Origin of the sequence: Salegentibacter lacus, from assembly GCF_020164555.1 — a bacterium.
In the GTDB taxonomy this organism is placed as follows: Bacteria; Bacteroidota; Bacteroidia; order Flavobacteriales; family Flavobacteriaceae; genus Salegentibacter; species Salegentibacter lacus.
This window is the reverse complement of the sequence record NZ_JAIQZB010000006.1, coordinates 91429-109924: the sequence shown is the minus strand read 5'-3', so window position 1 is coordinate 109924 and position 18496 is coordinate 91429. Positions and strand designations below refer to the sequence as shown.

Genomic DNA, 18496 nt, shown 5'->3' with positions numbered 1-18496 from the left:
TTTCTATTGGTAAACGGAATACAAAAATGCCCTTAGTTGGAAATCAAGAAAGCTAGTATAGCTGTGAATATGAAAAAAATATAAACCCAGTAAATTTTAGGTAATGATTTTGTGTATTTCATAATAAATAGACTTTAAATTATGATAAATATAATAAAAATGAAAAATATCGCAAAATGTATTTTATAATTTAATCGCTCTGTTAATACTTTTAATCATAATTGAGGTTCAATTCTCAACAAGATAATGTGCTAATTGGATTCATTAAGTCCTATAGCCCCAATATCTACCATAATTGGCGCCGGATCCTATGCTGTTTTTATAGCGTACGGGAAGTTAAGTGTTAAGTAAAAACAGCATAGGGGCGCCACCTACTTCTGTTTTTACCAAACCAGTAAATTTGAACCTGTTATCAGGGCCTTTAAGCCCATTTACTGGAATATCCACTCATTATCCACTGATCTAAAAAATTTCTATTATTTTTTACTAATTTTTTGCCGCAAATTTCAACGGGTTTACTGAGGGTTTCAGGGCATTTGACGCAAATTTCACGGAATTTTAACCATAACCATTTGTCATTACAAACCCTGGTATCCACTCTCTAGCCACTTGCAGTATGCCTCGTGGATTTCCGGGTATGCTGTAAAATAATCTTCGTATGACTTATTCTGTGATTCCATAATCATTTGGTAGACTTCAAAATTCTCTTCTACATTTTTTTTATCGGTGTAACCAAAATACCCCACAGATCCCAAAGCAAGAATCCCAAATATTCCTAAAAGGATCAGCAGATAATTGGGTATGATCCTGGCGTGTTTTAATTTTTTATCTATCTCCTTCAGGGTTTCATCTGTTTTTTCTTTTTCCGCTTGCTGCTTTAGCAGGAATGTGTTCAAATTCTTTTCCAATGCTTCCGTGCTAATGGGGATGCTCATCTTAACTAATTGTTCCGAAAGCTTTTGAAGCTCCAGCACAGCAGTTTTGAAATCCTCCATTTCATCGGCCATTAGTTCCATAATTTCATCTAGTTTTTTCATAACTCAACTGTTTAATATCCATATCCTATTCCGGTATCCCTTATAATTTTTACTGCTCCTTTTACAAGCTCTTTGGCTATTTTGGTAGACAGGTTACTGCTTAGCTGCACCGTCTTATTTAAGACCTGCAGGTTTTTTGGTGCTTCCATTCCTCTTGTTAAACTTCTGTTCTGCGAGATCGCGGGAATTAACCTATTGCCGCTCATCGACCGGTCTACTTCACTTGCTTTAAGATTCACTCCTTTGTATTCCACCCGACACCCCTGTAGTTGATTGGCTTTATTGATGGTGGGAATAACCTCCACCCTCTGGGCTTTCATTTTGCTTATATATTCATCCAGGGATTTTGGCCTCGACTGAAGTACACGGTCATGTATATTTTTGATTTCCTGTCGCAGGCCCTTTAACTCATTAAGTCTTTCCTGCTGTACTTCCCGAACCCGGGTAAGCCCTAATTCTTTTGCAACATTATCGGCAGCGATCTGGCTTCGTTTTCCGATAAAGCTGTCATTGTAGGCTTTGCCATCAAAGCCAATCCTGTTGGTATAAATATGAACGTGGGTATGCGCTTTATCTCTATGAACAAATCCAATGGATTGATTGTTTTGCAGATTCATCTCCTTTAAAAACTTTTTAGCGAGGACTTCCAGTTCCTTTTTGCTTAGATCCTTACCGTCTTCAATCGTTGGGCTTACGATAAAACTTAAGGTATTATTGGTACATCGCAGGTTTTGCGACTGGATAATCCTAAACTCTTCGGCTATCTCCGCGGGAGTATCTCCGGCCACGTGTTCTCTTAAGACGACTTCAGCCTCTTTCTCCTGGTTCCAGCCATAGGATATGGAAACCCTGGTGCCGGATACGGCGTGTCCCTTCCCTATCATTTTTTAAAGTTCTTTAAGTGTGTTCTGATTTCTTTCGCTAGGTCTTCCACGGCGCTAGCCAGCTTTGGATCCCGCTTTTTAAACATATTTCCAATGCGGGTAAAATTGTTCTTGTATTGTACCAGCATCTTGTAAGTCTCTAATTGGTCCGGAGTGATCCGTTCTACAATATTTTTATCAAAGGCCGTAGCTCGGATATATTCTGAAAGGGAAATTCCTGCCCTGGCCGCTCTTCTTTGGAGTAGCTTTTTCTCGTAGATCGAGCATCGAACCTGGATGTATTCCCTTTTCATTTTTTTTCTTTTTTTAATCTTTGCAACCACCGGGCGCAAAGCAAGATTGTCATTACAATGACACATCTTGCTTTTCCCTTTCAACTGAATTCTCCGATAGGCATTTACCAGTTACCCACACATCATTATTTTAAAGTCAAGAATTTTTCAGCTTTCAATTTTTCATTCAGATCTACATAGTCAGTGTAGGAATTGCTACAATCGGTTATATTATCAAACTGGTTTAAAAGCGAACCGGCTGCTTTTTTACCTGCCGGGTCATTATCCAGATAGATGAGGACCTTTTCATATTTAGGGATGAACATTTTAATCCTTTCCAAAAAAGCCAGGGAATTTAAAATGATGCAGTCTGAGTTTTGCACTAAGTCTTCATCAATCGTTGCCAGGGAAAGAAAATCAAACATCCCTTCCGTGATGATTAGCTGTTTGGATCCTCTTTCAAAAAAAGAAAAGGTCTTTGGGCTACTGGAGGTTTTAAAGTATTTATTTCTAAGTTCCCAGCCTCTTTTATAATTTTCAAGGCCAAGTGCAAAAAAGCGTTTTCCTTTACAGCGGTACCAAACCTGTCTGCAGTATTTTTTACCAATCTCATAAGGTATGTTACGTGAGTTCAGGTAATCAATTAATGCTTTCAGGTGAATAATTTGAACGTCCAGTATACTAATTTCTGGTTCCTTAGTAAGATGTTCAATATTTGGCGGGCTAAAAGAAAGAGATCCCATTTCGTTCTTTAAAAATTCCAGGGTTTCCCTTACTGACCAGGATTTTATAAGCATAATTAGATCTATGGTATTCCCTCCTATTCCCAATCCGAAGTCAAACCATAAGTTTTTAATTAAAGAGACGCTAAAAGAGGCTTGGGTTTCTGACCGCAGGGGACTCTGAAACCAAGCTTCTTTTTCCGTTGTCCTGGTGGGAAAGTGCCCTAATTTTGCAAGCGTTTTTACGATGCAAATATTACGGGCACTTTTACACGATAAGTTATTTAAGTCCATTTTTTAATTTTTAAGTTACCTATTTACCCAGCCCAGTAAAACCAGGGGTTTTAATTCATTTTTTGCTGTTTTTCCTATCTACCCTATCTACCCAAAAAGGTAATTGTGGTAGATAGTTTTAAATTCTATTTACCCAGTGAAACCCCCTTTGTTAACAGCCCTTTCCAAGGTTTGGGTAATTAGGGTAAATAGATTTTATAAAACTTCTAAAGGAGAGGCCTTGAACCGCTGTTTGACCAGGTAGCCATATCTTCCATTTTGGGTTGATTTTATCCTTTCAAAGTTCAGAGCCCTCATTGCTCTACCCATATTGTAAATATTCAGTCTCGGATTAATACAATTGAGCTGTAACACTACATCTGATGCCGTTTTAAAGTCGGCTGGATCTAAGCTCTTGAGATAGTACTTACAGAGCAGCTCTTCTTCCATACTGGCTTCCCGATAAGTCTTGTTCCTTTCTTCATTTGCAATGATATCCTCCAGGGTCAGTTCCGGGTTAAATTGTTCATCCACATAGGCCAGGTAATAAGCCTGAGCCCATACTTTATCTATATCAACTACCCTGGAGTAAGCAAAATCAATTTTACCATTTAGCTCAAAACATAGCCAACGCACTGAACCGGTTTCATCATTAAGAAAGGTTGCCCTGTTTGTCGATCCTATAAAACTGCAGGTCCTTCGCAGGTTGGAGTTTTTGCGATCATAAGGCAGCCTTTCATTGATCATCGTTTTAGAGAAATAAGCTTTAAGCGCATTTATTTCCTTTCTGGCCAGCACAGATAATTCATCTAAATTGATGATGAAATTCCTGGTAAGTTGAATCCTGGCGTCTTTATCCGTAGTCATATCTTCAGCAAAATACTTTGATAAAGCCGGTGGACAGAGAAATCTACACCAGGTAGATTTTCCAGAATTTTGTTCTGAATGCACTAAAACCAAACATTGCTTATTGAAGTAATTTTCATCCAATGCACCCTTAACTGTTCTTACCAGCCATTTCCTAAAATGATAAAGAAACTGCTCAGGTTCTTTAGCCGGAAGGTATGAAGCGAGTGTTCTTATATGATCTCCACCCACCCATTTTGGAAGCTTATCAAAGTATTCCGCAATCGGGTTAAATCTGGGGATCAGGTTCGACCGTAAATAGATGTCCAGTTTACCCGGATTGATCTCTATGTTCGATTTCGCTAATTCTATAAGTAGAGAATTCACTTCAAAATCTTCCCAGATATTTGACTCCTTAATCCGTATCTGAAACTCGTGGGAGATTTCGTTAAACCTGATATCATATTTATCAGAAACATACTCATCCACGGCGTCGTAGATCGTTTTTTTCTTCTGCTCAGAAACCTGATAAAGTTTGGATTCAAATTTCTTCATAACCCAAAGCTTTAAAACCTTCTATTCCTGAAAGTATATTATAGAGTATCGGAACTTCATTGATATTCCAAGAAATAATAGGCGTCACTACCATTGTATAGTAATTAATGCCCACCTGGATAAAGGTTAGCTTTTTCATCATAAAATTTTTAAAGGATGAGTAAAAGGCAAGTGCCTATTTCCGGTTTTTTATCAGGCTCTTATTGAACTGATCCTCAAGGAAAGTATCGGACAAGTCCGGTTCTCCCAGGAGCCAGGCATCGATCTTTTCCTTATCGAAAAACTTCTGACGAATGTTAGGATTATTCCCCATCGGGATAAGCTTCAAATGCGTAAGCTTGTAGATCTTACTTTTGGAGAGTCCGGTATATAGTGCCAGATCTTCCACGTTCATTACTTTTTTGGTGTGAGAAAGAAGAACTTTAATATCCTCCAATAAACCCACTACTTGTTCCTGCTCATTCATAACTATATGGTTAAAATTAAAAATGAGTAAAAGGCCTTTTACGATTTTGTACAGGACAAACTTAGGAAAGTAAATACCTATAAATCAATAGGATAATTCAAATAAAAAGGGGATTATGCTATAATTATTCTTTATTAAGCATCTGTCGGATGAATTTCCGTTGGTTTCGGGAATTAATTTTTTCCTGGTCGTTTTTCCAGGCGGAAAAACTGGTTTTTAAAGTGTTTTCTTTAAGCGGTTCGTTGTTCATCAAAAAGGAATCCATCAGCAATTGAAAAAAGTCACGTTTCCGTTCTCCGGAAAAATCCTGAATGCCACCAACTAATAGTTCATCGAACAAAACAAAAAGAATTCGGTGGTTGGCAGAGTCCCCGCTTTTATTACCAACGGTAAAATTGATCTTTTGTTGAACACGTCTTCCTTTAAGCAATCTAAAGAACTGCTCTTTTGAGTCTTTATTGAGATTGATGTATTCAAACCTTATCCGAAATTTATTAATAGGTTCCAACTTAAAATTATGCCGGTCGGTCTCCACGTGTTTATTTGATTCATAGAATATGGCCAGCCAAATCAAAACTACCGCCAGTACTATAAGAAGAATTAGAAAATAGACATAACCATCTATTATGGGTTTTACACCAAAAATCAAACTGAAACTTAAAACAAACAGGATAAAAAAAGCAAGGATAAAAAGAATTAAGTTGGAGGCATTTCCCTCTATTTTATCTTCAATGAAATCATTTATTCCAGACCTTAATCTAGCCAGTGCTTTTCCAGATTCAAGGATAAACTTTTCCATAATTAATAGCGCTATAGTCTATTAAATATAGTTAAAAGAAAAATAATCATCCATTCCCGGGAAGGTTCAAATTAATTTTAAGAGGGAATTTTTATTTCAATAAAATCTTGTATAGGATTTTGCATTAAAAAGAAGACTTGAAAAATTGTTGTACGTATGTTGTACGGATAGAAAATAAAAAGGCTTCCGATTTCTCGGAAGCCCCGTATTCATTGGTCGGGATGACAGGATTTGAACCTGCGACCCCACGCCCCCCAGGCGTATACGCTACCAGACTGCGCCACATCCCGATTAATAATTTAGCTCATTTCAATTTTTTCAAAATTCTTTATGAAAAAGACTTCCTGAATTTAGTGACTTGTTTTGAGCAAAGACCATAAGTCATCTATTGAATTCAAGCCACAAATTAAAGTGCTTATTTACTATTATCAAAGCGAAAAGTCCATTTTTTAAAAACTTAAGTAACACATTATTTTAAGTGTCTGATAGTCAGATTTCAGTTTTCTTGAATTCTTATATTTTAAAAAGCCATTTTCTAAGCTTCAGTAATTTATTATCTTCATTCTAAATCAAAAAAGGAGGTTGTTTAAAAAGCAAAATTCGCTTGTTAAACGACCTCCTGTATGTTAATTAGACAATTTTCTATTGAATATTACGCTGAATTTTTTCTATCGCGTTTTGTATAGATTTATCGGGTTCTATAATATTATTGCTTCCCCAAAATTGTAAATCGGTGAAACCCGAAATATCATCGGCCATTACTACTCTTTTATCAAGAAAGTTATCACCTTTTTTTATTCTATCTTCAGTTCGAGGTTGCCAGTTTGTAACGGCCATCTCAGAATCTACCTGATACCTGGAATTAAATAATTTTTTCCTCCAGTTCACTACAAAAAGAAGTTTCGCATTAGAATAACCAAAATACCATTTTCCATCCTGCTGATGATAATCTATGTCATACTTTACTTCAATAGGGTAAACTTTGGTACCTCCCGGTTTTTTATTTACAAACATATTGGTGGCTGCACGTCTGTTATCTACATTTATATTCAATTTTGCTCTTACCAGACTCTGAGTTTCTGCATCTATAAACAGCGTCCCGAAAAACCAGGGCATATCTTTATTCATATCTTCAAAACTCACCACATATAAGTATCGGTTATCGATTTGAGTTGGTTCTTCAAAACTAAACTCATAATTATCAAGGTCACGCTCATAAAAAAGATAATCGGGATATTTCATCACATCTATAAAAAGTGTATTAAAAGGACCACCACGCAATTTTAAGGCAAGGGTATCTAAACGTTCATAATCGGCTGTTTTTCGAGCTTTAACAAGTTCTATATCTTCTTCGCCAAAATCACTGTATGGTTTTTTATGAATTTTCACTACAGCTTCACTTAAAGAAACATTTCTATTTCCTTTACTGATACTTTCTCTGTAAAAAGCGGTCATTTGGGTAGGGTCGTCAATGTAATTCGCTCCTCTGTTATCCAGCATTGTGCGTACTAAACGGCGGGCATCCCCGGCTTCATATACTTTAACTTCTGAAAGTTCTTCAACCACAGGATCCAGGTAAATAATTGTACCTTGAGGTTTAAAATAACTAAGGGGTAAGTTTTTACTCTGGTAGCCCAGATAAGAAATATTTACCGTAGCAGGACTCGTTCCTGATGGTACTTTAAGCGAAAATTTTCCTTCGGAATTCGTAACCGTTGATATATTGGTTTCATTTACCGACAAATGGGCGTTTACGATCACATCCTCGTTATTAGAGTTGATCACTTCACCTTTATATTCTACATAATCCTGATCAGAATCTTGCAAAAATGGCAAAGCTTGTAGGGGAGTATAGCAAATTAGCATACCCACTAAAAAAAGCATTAGGGATTTTAAATTTTTCACAGCTATAAGTTTTTGATATTCATTCTAATATACGAAATTTTAAAGGAATTTAATAACGTAATTTCAATTGAGCACTATATTATTCACTTAAGATGAAGAAGGTTTATAAATACACTAAAAATGACTAATTTCGAAGAGAAACGCAATTGACTTAAGTTTTCCAAAAGTATGGGGCACCATCATCATAAGAATTCTTCAGGGAAAAATCTCAAACTTGTTTTTTTCCTAAACCTCGGATTTACCATTCTTGAATTTATCGGCGGGATTTATGTAAATAGTATTGCTATTATCTCAGATGCAATTCACGATCTTGGCGATAGTCTTTCTCTGGGAACTTCCTGGTACCTGGATCATAAATCCCAACAAAAAAGCGACTCAAAATTCTCTTTTGGATATCGAAGATTTTCTCTGCTAGGAGCTTTACTTAATAGCTTGATACTTATTGCAGGTTCGGTTTATGTAATTTATGAAGCGGTGGGAAGACTTATGGCTCCTGAACATTCTGATGCCGAAGGAATGATGATCTTTGCGTTTATCGGGGTAGCGGTTAATGGGTTTGCCGCCTGGAAATTAAGCAGTGGTAAAACTTTAAATGAAAAAGTGATTTCCTGGCATCTTATGGAAGATGTTCTGGGATGGGCCTCAATTCTCGTGGTAGCAATTATTTTGCAATTTAAAGATATTCATTATCTGGATCCAGCCTTATCTTTGGTTATCACACTCTATATTTTATGGAATGTTTTTAAAAGATTAAAAGAAACACTATTTATTTTCCTTCAGGGAACACCTGGCGATATCAATCTGGAGGAAGTAAAACAACAAATTGAAGATATCCCCGGGGTGGCTTCATCACATCACATACATATCTGGTCGCAGGAGGGAGAGCATCACGTATTTACCGCCCACGTAAAACTGGAAAATATTAATAATTTTGATGAATATCTAAATCGTAAATCTGAAGTATTGAATGCTTTGAAAGCATATAATTTTGAACACTTTACCATCCAATTTGAGTTAGATTCTGAATCCTGCCGGTTGGAGTAATTATAGTTCTCATTTTATGTTTACAACCCGCAACCCGCAACCCACACTCAGCAACTCCAAACCCGTAGCCTTATTTCACCACCAAACTACTATATCCCTGCCCATTCCGTGTAAGTTGAATTTGGGTGCCAATTCGTTCCTTTAACGAAGCTACGTGACTAATTATTCCAATGGTCTTTCCAGATTCTGCCTGAAGTTTTTCCAGGGTATCCAGCGTCTGGTCTAAAGTTTCTGGGTCTAAAGTTCCAAAACCTTCATCGATAAAAAGACTGTTTATTTCTACGTTTCTGGAGGCCAGGTCAGATAATGCCAGGGCGAGTGATAAACTTAAAAGGAAGGTTTCACCACCCGAAAGCGTTTTAACCGATCGTCTTTGCCCGCCCATATCTTCATCTATTGCTACCAATCCGTCGTCTTCTCCATCCATCGCTTTATCGATTTTATAGCGTTCGCTTAAATCTTTTAACCTGATATTCGAGAGATAGATGAGCTGGGATAAAGTGAGATCTTGCGCAAAATCGTTGAATTTCTTGCCTTGTCTATCGCCAATTAGTGTATTTAATAGCCGCCAGCGTTTGCAAGCTTTTTCCTTTTCTGAAATTTGATTTTCAAGGCTTTTTAATCGGGAAAGGTATTCAGTATTGTTGCCCAGTTTTCTTCTCAATTCTTCACAAGTTGATTTCGTTGAGTTACAATTATCTTGTTTCTGTTTTTGTTCGGCAGTTAAGTCCTCAATAGAACGCTCACTTTCATTTTCTTTAAACTGTTCTAATTGTTTATTAAGGGTAGAAATGCCAGTCTCCACAATGCTTTTTTGTTTTAGAAAATTATCTTTTTGCTTTTTTAAATCAAAAAATTTATTTCCCGGCAAAAGTGACTGATATGCATTTTCAATACTTTCAAATTCTTTTTCTAAAACCTGCTTTTGCAGTTTTTCCTCTAACTCATTAAAAATCTTCGATTTCTGCTGAAACTGTTCTTTTTGATCCTTTTCGTACTCCTGAAGATATTTTTTTTCTTGAAGCAATGAATTCCAATTATCCATTAATCGCTGATTATCCTCACCAATATTTTTTCCTGAATATTGCTCCTGAAGTTGATGCTGCAGTGATTTCCCTCGCTGAAGTATTTTCTCTAACTCTTCTAAAATGGGTAATCCGGTTGCAATTAATTTTAATTGTTGATTTATAGCTTCAAAGCTTTCTAAACTCTCAATTTCAATTTTTAACGAAGAAATTTGAGTGTCCCAATTTATAGTTTCTAGCTCGTCAAATTCAGGATATCTTTTCTTGAAATCCTCTTCATTTTTGTTAATCACAGCCTCAATTTCACCTGATTGTTTTTTAGCCTTTTGCAATGACTCTTCCAAATGTAATAATTTGGATTGGGCTTGGGTGAGCTTTGAATTATGCTCATCTATTTCTGAAGTTTTTACTGCAATTTTCACTGCTAGATCGTCTTCAAAATGGGGGAGATGTTCAGAATAAGGATGCTCTTTAGATCCACAAAGCGGACAGGCTTCCCCGGTTTTAAGTGATTTCCTAAGGTCTTCTAATTGCGCGGTTTTTAGCTGATTTTCCTTTTTTAGCTGAAGGATTTCTAAATCCTTTTTCAGGGAAATAAGCAGATTTTTTTCTTCTTGAATAATCTTTGGAAGGTTTTTCAATTCCGGTTGAAGGGACTCAATTTCTTTTTTGAGATCTGAGTGTTTCTGCTTTTGTTCAAGATTTTTTTCTGAAAACTTCTGGGCGTCACGACTTTTATCCAATTCGGTTTTTAGCCTGTTTTTTTCCGTAGTAATATTTTCTAAATCCACTGCTTTTAACTCAATCTCCAGCTGTTGCTTTTGTTCAGTTTTTTCAGTTTTAAGGTTCTGTAGGATTTCTTTTCCAACTTTTAAATCATTCTCCGAAAATTCAAGGTTTAATTCTCTAATTTCGGTTTTAAATAATTGGAGCTTACTTTTATAATCGCGTCCCAACGAAGTTTTTTCTTCCTGAAGCTTCCTTATTTTCTCCGTAAATTCATTCAGTTTTTCCTTTAGGTTTTCTGCGGAAACTTCCTCGTGAATAAAACTTTTTACCTGTAGAATAAAGTTGCTTGTGTTTTCTTTATTCAACTCAATTTTTTCTGAAGTTTTATTCAGGTTAACTTTTAAACCTCCTAATTCCTGTTGATAGCGTTTCCAGGTTTGCAATTCTTCAACAATTGGTTGTAGCTTTTCGTGTTGCTTTAGGCTATTGCCATATTCATTTTCAAATTCTTTTAGCTGCTCCTTCAGTTTTAATTCTTCTGTCTCTAAACCGCTTATTTCCTTTTCCTGTTTTTTAATGGTCTGCTTTAATTCCAGTTGTTTTTCAATCAACTTTAAATCCTTCTGCAAGTTTTCAGTTTGGGCAGTTTTTTCCTTTAAATCCTTATTGAAAGTTTCCAGGTCATCTTCAGAAAGTAAATAGGAGCTAATCAATTTTATCTCGTCTTGCTGCTTTTCAATTTCAGAAGTTTCAGTTTTAAAACGTTCAAAAGCCATAATCCCGAGTTGGCGGTAAATCCCGGTGCCGGTAATCTTTTCCAGCAATTCACCACGTTCCTCTTTTTTGGCTGAAAGGAATTTTGCAAAATCGCCCTGTGCTAATAAAACCGATTTAATAAACTGGTCGTAATTTAACCCGATAAGATCTTCGTTTTTCGCCGGAACCTCAGATTTTTTAAGGTCCAACAGCGAGTTATCCTGAAGGTTGGCAATTTCCATATTATAATCGTTCAGGTTTCCATTTCGGTTCACCTCAATACTCCAGGAAGATGTGAAACGCCCAGCATTGGTTTGGTAAGTCACTTTCGCGTAAGCTTCTTTCTGGTTTCGGGTAAGAATGGCGCCTTTTTCCCTGATCTCCTTTTTACTGATTTTCCCCAATCGCGGCACCTGATTAAAAAGTGCTAGGGAGATCACATCCAGAATACTACTTTTTCCGCTCCCCGTAGGCCCGGTTATCGCAAAAAGTGTATTTCCCGAAAAAGGGGAAGCTTCAAAATCTATATAGTTTTCGCCTTTTAGGGAATTGATATTTTTAAAAGCTATGCTTAGGATTTTCATTATTTAAGCTCGTTTTGATTGGTGCACTTCTTCAAGGATTTCATTAAAAGCGCTTAATAATTCCTGGCGGGTATCTTCATCTTCTTCCTGTCGGTCTATTAATTTCTGAAAAACATCTAAAGGCTGAAGGTCTTCCAGCTGTTGTTTTTTCTCATAAAGTTCACCACTACCACTAATTTTATTTTCAAAAGTGGCGCGGTGTTTTACGATCTCATAGCCTTCCACCTTAAAATTATCTACTAATTGATCCAGTTCATATATTTTATTGGAGTCAAAATTTTCTTCTTTCAATTCAATTTCAATTAAAGAAGCGAGTCCGGAACAAGGTTCTAGTTCTAGCAGTTTTTGCCGAAGACTTTCCAGGTCACCTGTGATCTTTAACAATTTTCTAAAAACAGGAATTTCAATATTCTGTGGTTCCCAACCGATTGCTGTATCCAGGAGTAGAATACGGTTTTTATTGGTTCGTTCGCTAAATGAAAGCGGAATGGGCGATCCACTGTAAAAAGTAGGCGTGGCCGCGTTCACTCTTTGGGGTTTATGAATATGTCCTAGCGCGATATAATTGAAATAATCGCCAAATTGAAGCGCATTAAAAGCTGCCTGGTTCCCAATTTGAATATCGCGCTCGCTTTCCGAAGTTTCGGCTCCTGCAGCAAATAAATGCCCCATAGCGATGGCAGGGACTCCTTGATATTGAGTTTTACAAATTTCAGCGGTATCTAAAAATGTTTGCTGAATCCCTTTCCGTAAGGCTTCCAGTCGGTCTTCATAAGAATTTCCCTGGCTGGCTGTTCTCAAATCGGCATCGCGTAAATAGGGGAGGGCAGCGATGAGCAGTTCGGTTTTATTTTCTTTATTTTTGATAGGAATAATACATTCTGAAATTTCATCTGGCAAACCGCCAATAATATGAATATCCAGTTCACGTAAAACTTCTTGCGGCGCGTTTAGCATCGCAGGCGAATCGTGATTTCCACCGGTAAGAACGATCTTGCAATCCAAACGCTTCAGCTTCATCAAAGCTTTAAAATATTGTTGCCTGGCTTCTGAAGAAGGATTGGCAAGATCAAAAACATCGCCCGAAACCAGTAAAACTTCCACTTTATTTTCGGCAATACAATCGCAAAGCCAATCTGTAAAAAGATCAAAATCTGGGTGCAGGCTATGTTTATGCAGCTTTTTACCAATATGCCAGTCGGCGGTATGCAGGATTTTCATAGGAATAGGTTAAGGATTTATGCAGGTGTGAAAGCCCGAAAATAATAAAAATTGCCCGTTTAAAATATTCCAATTAATGCTGAAACTTATTAATTTTATATCATTAACTACCCTGTGAGGTTTTTTAACCACTTAGGTATAGATTATAATTTTTTTAGCTGAAATTCTCTTTTCAAAATTTTTTAAAATGTCATTTAATCAATACGAGCCTTTTGAAGAAAAATTAAACGTGATTTCGCACGCTTTTGGTTTTGCCTTAAGTATACTCGGTCTTGTTTTATTGATATTAAGAGCCAACGAACTTGGCGAAACGGTACACCTGGTGAGCTTTAGTATTTTTGGTGCGAGTATGATTCTGTTGTATGCGGCTTCTACTTTATATCACTCTGCCACGAATAAAAACTGGCGGTACAGGCTAAATATTCTGGATCACGCTTCAATTTATGTGCTTATTGCCGGTAGCTATACGCCCTTTGCGCTGGTGACTTTAGAAGGCTGGGTGGGATGGATCATCTTTGGTGTAGTTTGGGGCTGTGCCCTTACCGGTATTATCCTTAAACTTTTCTATATTGGCAAATATCAAACCCTGTCTACCGTAATGTATGTAGTGATGGGCTGGATTATTGTTTTCGCTATTAAGCCTCTTTACGATAACTTAAGTTCAGAAGGTTTGTGGTGGCTGTTTGCCGGCGGAATTTCTTACACGATTGGAGCTGTGTTATTTAGTTTGGATAAGCTTAAGTTTAACCACGCCATCTTTCATATTTTCGTGCTTTTTGGTACATTTTGCCATTACCTTTCTATTTATTTTTATGTATTACCGGGATAGACTTTCGGCTAAAAATGCTCCACATTCCCATTTTAAATACTAATTTTAGTTTTTGAAAAAATTGTATTTTCAGAATTTATAAATAGCTCAGCAATATGCTACAAGAATTAAAGGAAGCCTACGGATTTATTTTTGAAGACGAACTAATTGAAGAAATTAACCGCGTTGGTAAGCTTCAGGTTGTTGGAGCCGGAGAAAAAATTATTGAGATTGGGGATTATGTAAAAATGATGCCTTTATTAGTTGAAGGAGCTATTAAGATCATGCGGGAGGACAAGGATGGAGATGAACTTCTCTTGTATTTCCTGGAGCGAGGCGATACCTGTGCAATGACGCTTTCTTGTTGTCTGGGCCAAACCAAAAGTGAAATCAGGGCCATTGCTGAACGCGATACAAAGTTGATTATGATTCCCATAGAAAAAATGGAAGAGTGGACCTCAAAGTATAAATCCTGGCGTGATTTTGTTTTTGAAAGTTATCACGCTCGTCTTTCAGAAATGTTGGACACCATTGATACCATTGCCTTTATGAATATGGATCAGCGTTTAATGAAATATCTTCAGGATAAAGCGAAGATAAATCAGAGTGAAGTAATTGCAGTTACCCATCAACAAATAGCTTACGATTTACATACTTCACGGGTTGTGATTTCTAGGTTGTTGAAAAAACTTGAACTGGACGAAAGGATAAAACTTCAACGAAATAGCATAGAAGTCTTAGAACTTTAAACCTGTGTAACCCTTGTTACTGTAAAACACCCATATTGCAGGTACTTTTGCGCCATAATAAAATTTAGATATGGAAATACTTGAAATACTGGGTTACTTTGGAGCATTAGTAATTGGCGTGGTCTTAGGCCTTATAGGTGGCGGCGGTTCAATATTAACGGTTCCAGTATTGGTTTATTTACTTGCAATTAATCCCGTAACTGCCACAGCATATTCTCTTTTTGTGGTAGGAGCTTCTGCTCTAGTGGGCGCGTTTAAAAATATGCAGAAAAAACTGGTAGATTTTAGAACGGCTATCGTGTTTTCCATTCCTGCTTTTATTGCTGTTTATTCCACAAGAAAGTGGATGGTTCCTGCAATTCCAGAATCTCTTTTTAGTATTGGAGATTTTGAAATCACGAAGAACATTGGAATAATGTTGTTTTTTGCCATTATTATGGTATTGGCCTCAATTTCTATGATTCGCGATAATGGTAAGGAAAAATTAGAAAATGTTGAAATAACTTATAATTATCCCCTAATTATTATTGAAGGGATTGTGGTTGGAGTACTTACCGGAATCGTTGGTGCCGGTGGCGGATTTCTAATTATTCCTGCCTTAGTGCTTTTGGCTAAACTTCCAATGAAAAAAGCCGTGGCGACGTCATTGTTAATTATTGCCATTAAATCGCTGATAGGTTTTATTGGAGATATTCAAAATATGGAAATTAACTGGCTGTTCTTGGCAATTTTCTCCGGACTTGCCATGGTGGGAATGTTTATAGGAATTTATCTCAATAAATTTATAGATGGGAAAAAACTGAAAAAAGGTTTTGGCTGGTTTGTGCTAATAATGGGTGTTTATATTATTTGGGCTGAAATTTCGTAAATTCAGGGAATAGAAAACTGATGCGATGCCATTTAAAAACTACTTTTTTGTCGGGATGCAATTTGTGCTTTTTATAGCCTGGGTAATTGATATTAAAGCTTTAGAATTTAACCGGTTGGAATTGTTTCAGCCGGTTTTTTTAATTTTAAGTGGTATTGGTTTTTTTATAATTATAATTTCAATACTTCAACTCAATACTAATCTCTCTCCTTTTCCGAAGCCAAAGAAAAATGCAACGTTAATTACAACCGGATTATTTAAATATGTTAGACACCCTATTTATTCCGGAGTTATAATTTTTTTATTTTTTCTATCCCTGTATTTCGCGTCCGGCTTTAAGATAGGAATTACGGTTTTATTGCTAATTTTATTCTGGTTTAAATCAGAATACGAAGAAGAACAATTATGCTTAAAGTATTCAAAATATCGTGATTACCGGCAGGACACGGGAAGATTTTTCCCTAAATTTATTCGTTGAAAATTATATTGATTAGTCTTTTTGAAATGGCTTGAAATCAATAAACTAAGACTTAATGGAGAATTTAGATTACGCCCGCCTACAAATGGCTTTTACCTTAGGCTTTCATATCATTTTTGCCTGTATTGGTATGGTAATGCCCTTTTTTATGGTGGTTTCACACCATAAATGGCTAAAAACAAGAAATCCGATATATAAAAGATTGACCATGGCCTGGTTAAAGGGAGTGGCAATCTTTTTTGTTACCGGGGCTGTTTCGGGAACCGCGCTTTCTTTTGAACTGGGAATGCTCTGGCCAGAATTTATGAAACACGCCGGTCCCATTATAGGAATGCCGTTTTCTCTGGAAGGTGCCGCATTTTTCGTTGAAGCCATCGCTCTTGGTTTTTACCTTTATGGTTGGGACAAACTGCCAGAAAAATTTCACTGGTTTACCGGAATTATTATCGGAGTTTCCGGGGTTGCTTCAGGAATTCTTGTTGTCTCGGCTAACGGCTGGATGAATGCGCCATCCGGCTTCGAATATATTAATGGCGAATTTACTAATATAGATCCTGTTGCGGCATTTTTAAATCCGGCCTGGTTTACCCAGGCACTGCATATGACTTTGGCTGCTTTTGTTGCAACCAGTTTTGGAGTGGCAGGAATTCACGCTTTTCAGATTTTTCGCAAAAGAAATGTAGAATTACATACCAAAGCTTTTAAAATCGCGATTGTTTTTGGGGCCGTTGCAGCCTTTCTACAACCTATAAGTGGCGATCTTTCAGCAAAAGACGTGGCAGAGCGTCAACCGGTGAAACTCGCCGCTATGGAAGCACATTATGAAACTCAAAAAGGAGCTCCGCTTTACATAGGCGGAATTGTAGATGAAGAAAATCGAACTATTTCACATAAAATTGAAATTCCAAAAGCTTTATCATTTCTTGCTTTTGGTGATTTTGATGCCGAAGTAAAGGGACTAAACGATTTTCCTGATGATGAACTGCCACCCGTGGCAATTGTACATTATGCGTTCCAGACTATGATTGGCATAGGTACCTTGCTGATGTTTGCAGGATTGATTTATTTTATCAGTTTAAGAAAGAAAAACTGGCTTCAAAATAAATATTACTGGTTATTGTTTATTGTAGTTGCGCCGCTTGGTTTTATCGCTATTGAAGCTGGTTGGATAGTGACCGAAGTTGGAAGACAACCCTGGATTATTCACCAAATTATGAGAACTGAAGATGCTGTAACCCCAATGCCGGGTATGAAATATAGCTTCTTCTATTACCTTTTTCTCTATACCGTTTTGGCCATAACGGTAACTTGGTTGATGAACCGACAAATTAAATCCTTAAATCAGGAACCTGAGGATGAGGATAAGACCACTTAAAGTTTTTTTGATCGTGACTAGCCGTGTAATATTAAGCCCACTGGTGGGAATAAAACCAAAGATTAATTATGCTTTATATCGTTCTGTTTTTTCTATTGTTTTCGCTTCTATTGTATGTGCTTCTGGGGGGCGCCGATTTTGGTGCCGGGATCGTTGAGTTGTTTTCTTCGGCCAGAAATAAAGAACATACCCGCGATACAATTTATCGGGTAATGGGACCAATATGGGAAGCTAACCATATCTGGTTAATAATTATGCTGGTTATTCTATGGGTGGCTTTTCCGGCTTATTTTAATCTAATGATTATTTACCTGCATATTCCTTTAAGCCTGGTGCTACTAGGAATTACTTTGCGTGGTGTAGCTTTTGTTTTTCGACATTACGATGCGGTTTTAGATAAATCTCAGTTTTGGTATAACTGGCTTTTTAGAATTGGAAGTTTTGTGACCCCAATTTTCCTGGGAATGTCTTTCGGAGCATTAATTGGTGGAGAAATAATTATTACCGAAGATTATGAGACTTTCGGTTTTTACGACCTTTTTATGCAGCATTGGCTGAATATTTTCGCCTTACTTGTAGGTTTATTTTATGCCGCACTTTGTGCCTTTTTAGCTTCAACGTTTTTAATTGGGGAAGCTGACGGAAAAGCCAGAAAGCATTACGCTAAGAATTCAGCATTTTTCACGTTAGTATTGGTAGTGCTAGGCGTTATTCTTATCAGTTATGGATATTTCACCGGGATTAAATTTGCTGAAGATTTTATTCAAAATCCGGTTTCACTAGCCTGCGTGGGCTTATCGGGAATCTTATTATTTCCGCTTTGGAAATTTATTAAAAAGGAATATAGAGTTGCGAGTAGGTATTTAGCGGGTTTTCAGGTTGTTTTAATACTTTTCGCCGCCCTTTACGCTCATTTTCCTTATATTATCATTACTGCAGAAGAAGAAATTAGTCTGCTAAATAATATTGCTCCTGAATCTACCATAAGCAATTTAGCGATTATGTTACTAATTGGCGGATTTGTAATTTTACCTGGTCTTTTTCATTTAATGAAATCTTTCAATATGATTAAAGTGCTGGAAAAACCGGAAAAAGATTAA

General features: G+C 36.9%; 18 protein-coding genes and 1 tRNA gene. 7 read left to right on the top strand and 12 right to left on the bottom strand.

Annotation, left to right across the window (positions count from 1 at the left end):
• Positions 1-578: 578 nt before the first annotated feature.
• The 10 genes from LB465_RS06295 to LB465_RS06250 form a co-directional block, all read right to left on the bottom strand.
• Positions 579-1037: a DUF6730 family protein gene (locus tag LB465_RS06295; RefSeq protein WP_224468309.1), complete on the bottom strand. Its 459-nt coding sequence runs from the start codon at positions 1035-1037 to the stop codon at positions 579-581.
• 11 nt (positions 1038-1048) lie between these two features.
• The gene (locus LB465_RS06290; RefSeq protein WP_224468307.1) at positions 1049-1921 is read right to left on the bottom strand and encodes a relaxase/mobilization nuclease domain-containing protein; all 873 of its coding nucleotides are present in this window, start codon (positions 1919-1921) and stop codon (positions 1049-1051) included.
• Entirely contained in the window at positions 1918-2214 is a 297-nt protein-coding gene (mbpA, locus tag LB465_RS06285) for a mobilization protein MbpA (RefSeq protein WP_224468305.1), read from the bottom strand. Before mbpA ends, LB465_RS06290 begins: the two co-directional genes overlap by 4 nt.
• A 125-nt stretch (positions 2215-2339) precedes the next feature.
• Positions 2340-3209: a toprim domain-containing protein gene (locus LB465_RS06280; RefSeq protein WP_224468303.1), complete on the bottom strand. Its 870-nt coding sequence runs from the start codon at positions 3207-3209 to the stop codon at positions 2340-2342.
• A gap of 195 nt (positions 3210-3404) precedes the next feature.
• Positions 3405-4589 carry a virulence-associated E family protein gene (locus tag LB465_RS06275; RefSeq protein ID WP_224468301.1) on the bottom strand — a complete coding sequence of 395 codons (1185 nt, stop codon included), beginning with the start codon at positions 4587-4589 and terminating at the stop codon, positions 3405-3407.
• Positions 4576-4731 (bottom strand): hypothetical protein, encoded by a 156-nt coding sequence (locus LB465_RS06270; RefSeq protein WP_224468299.1) that lies wholly within the window; start codon positions 4729-4731, stop codon positions 4576-4578. Before LB465_RS06270 ends, LB465_RS06275 begins: the two co-directional genes overlap by 14 nt.
• 33 nt (positions 4732-4764) lie before the next feature.
• A complete protein-coding gene (locus LB465_RS06265; protein ID WP_224468296.1) occupies positions 4765-5055 on the bottom strand; it encodes a helix-turn-helix transcriptional regulator in 291 nt (96 codons plus the stop codon).
• A 124-nt stretch (positions 5056-5179) separates the two neighbouring features.
• Positions 5180-5854: a hypothetical protein gene (locus tag LB465_RS06260; RefSeq protein WP_224468294.1), complete on the bottom strand. Its 675-nt coding sequence runs from the start codon at positions 5852-5854 to the stop codon at positions 5180-5182.
• A gap of 213 nt (positions 5855-6067) precedes the next feature.
• Positions 6068-6144: transfer RNA gene (locus LB465_RS06255), tRNA-Pro, on the bottom strand.
• A gap of 352 nt (positions 6145-6496) precedes the next feature.
• Complete coding sequence (locus tag LB465_RS06250; protein ID WP_224468292.1) at positions 6497-7759, bottom strand: carboxypeptidase-like regulatory domain-containing protein; 1263 nt, start codon at positions 7757-7759, stop codon at positions 6497-6499.
• A 168-nt stretch (positions 7760-7927) separates the two neighbouring features.
• On the opposite strand from LB465_RS06250, the gene LB465_RS06245 reads away from it, so the two are divergent.
• Entirely contained in the window at positions 7928-8803 is an 876-nt protein-coding gene (locus tag LB465_RS06245; RefSeq protein WP_224468290.1) for a cation diffusion facilitator family transporter, read from the top strand.
• 70 nt (positions 8804-8873) lie between these two features.
• Here LB465_RS06245 and LB465_RS06240 read toward each other — a convergent pair whose 3' ends face one another.
• Together LB465_RS06240 and LB465_RS06235 are read right to left on the bottom strand one after the other, a co-directional pair.
• The gene (locus tag LB465_RS06240) at positions 8874-11897 is read right to left on the bottom strand and encodes an SbcC/MukB-like Walker B domain-containing protein (RefSeq protein WP_224468288.1); all 3024 of its coding nucleotides are present in this window, start codon (positions 11895-11897) and stop codon (positions 8874-8876) included.
• Positions 11898-11900: 3 nt separating this feature from the next.
• Complete coding sequence (locus LB465_RS06235; RefSeq protein WP_224468286.1) at positions 11901-13118, bottom strand: exonuclease SbcCD subunit D C-terminal domain-containing protein; 1218 nt, start codon at positions 13116-13118, stop codon at positions 11901-11903.
• A gap of 187 nt (positions 13119-13305) precedes the next feature.
• On the opposite strand from LB465_RS06235, the gene trhA reads away from it, so the two are divergent.
• The 6 genes from trhA to LB465_RS06205 all read left to right on the top strand — a co-directional run bounded on the left by trhA (position 13306) and on the right by LB465_RS06205 (position 18496).
• Positions 13306-13947, top strand: coding sequence for a PAQR family membrane homeostasis protein TrhA (trhA, locus tag LB465_RS06230; protein ID WP_224468283.1), 642 nt, complete (start codon positions 13306-13308; stop codon positions 13945-13947).
• Between the two features lie 95 nt (positions 13948-14042).
• Positions 14043-14675 (top strand): Crp/Fnr family transcriptional regulator, encoded by a 633-nt coding sequence (locus LB465_RS06225; RefSeq protein ID WP_224468279.1) that lies wholly within the window; start codon positions 14043-14045, stop codon positions 14673-14675.
• Positions 14676-14745: 70 nt separating this feature from the next.
• Positions 14746-15543, top strand: coding sequence for a sulfite exporter TauE/SafE family protein (locus LB465_RS06220; protein ID WP_224468276.1), 798 nt, complete (start codon positions 14746-14748; stop codon positions 15541-15543).
• A 25-nt stretch (positions 15544-15568) separates the two neighbouring features.
• A complete protein-coding gene (locus tag LB465_RS06215) occupies positions 15569-16021 on the top strand; it encodes a methyltransferase family protein (RefSeq protein ID WP_224468274.1) in 453 nt (150 codons plus the stop codon).
• Positions 16022-16076: 55 nt separating this feature from the next.
• Positions 16077-17396, top strand: a complete 1320-nt coding sequence (locus tag LB465_RS06210) for a cytochrome ubiquinol oxidase subunit I (RefSeq protein ID WP_224468271.1) — start codon at positions 16077-16079, stop codon at positions 17394-17396.
• A 68-nt stretch (positions 17397-17464) separates the two neighbouring features.
• On the top strand, positions 17465-18496 hold the full coding sequence (locus LB465_RS06205) for a cytochrome d ubiquinol oxidase subunit II (protein WP_224468268.1): 1032 nt from the start codon (positions 17465-17467) through the stop codon (positions 18494-18496).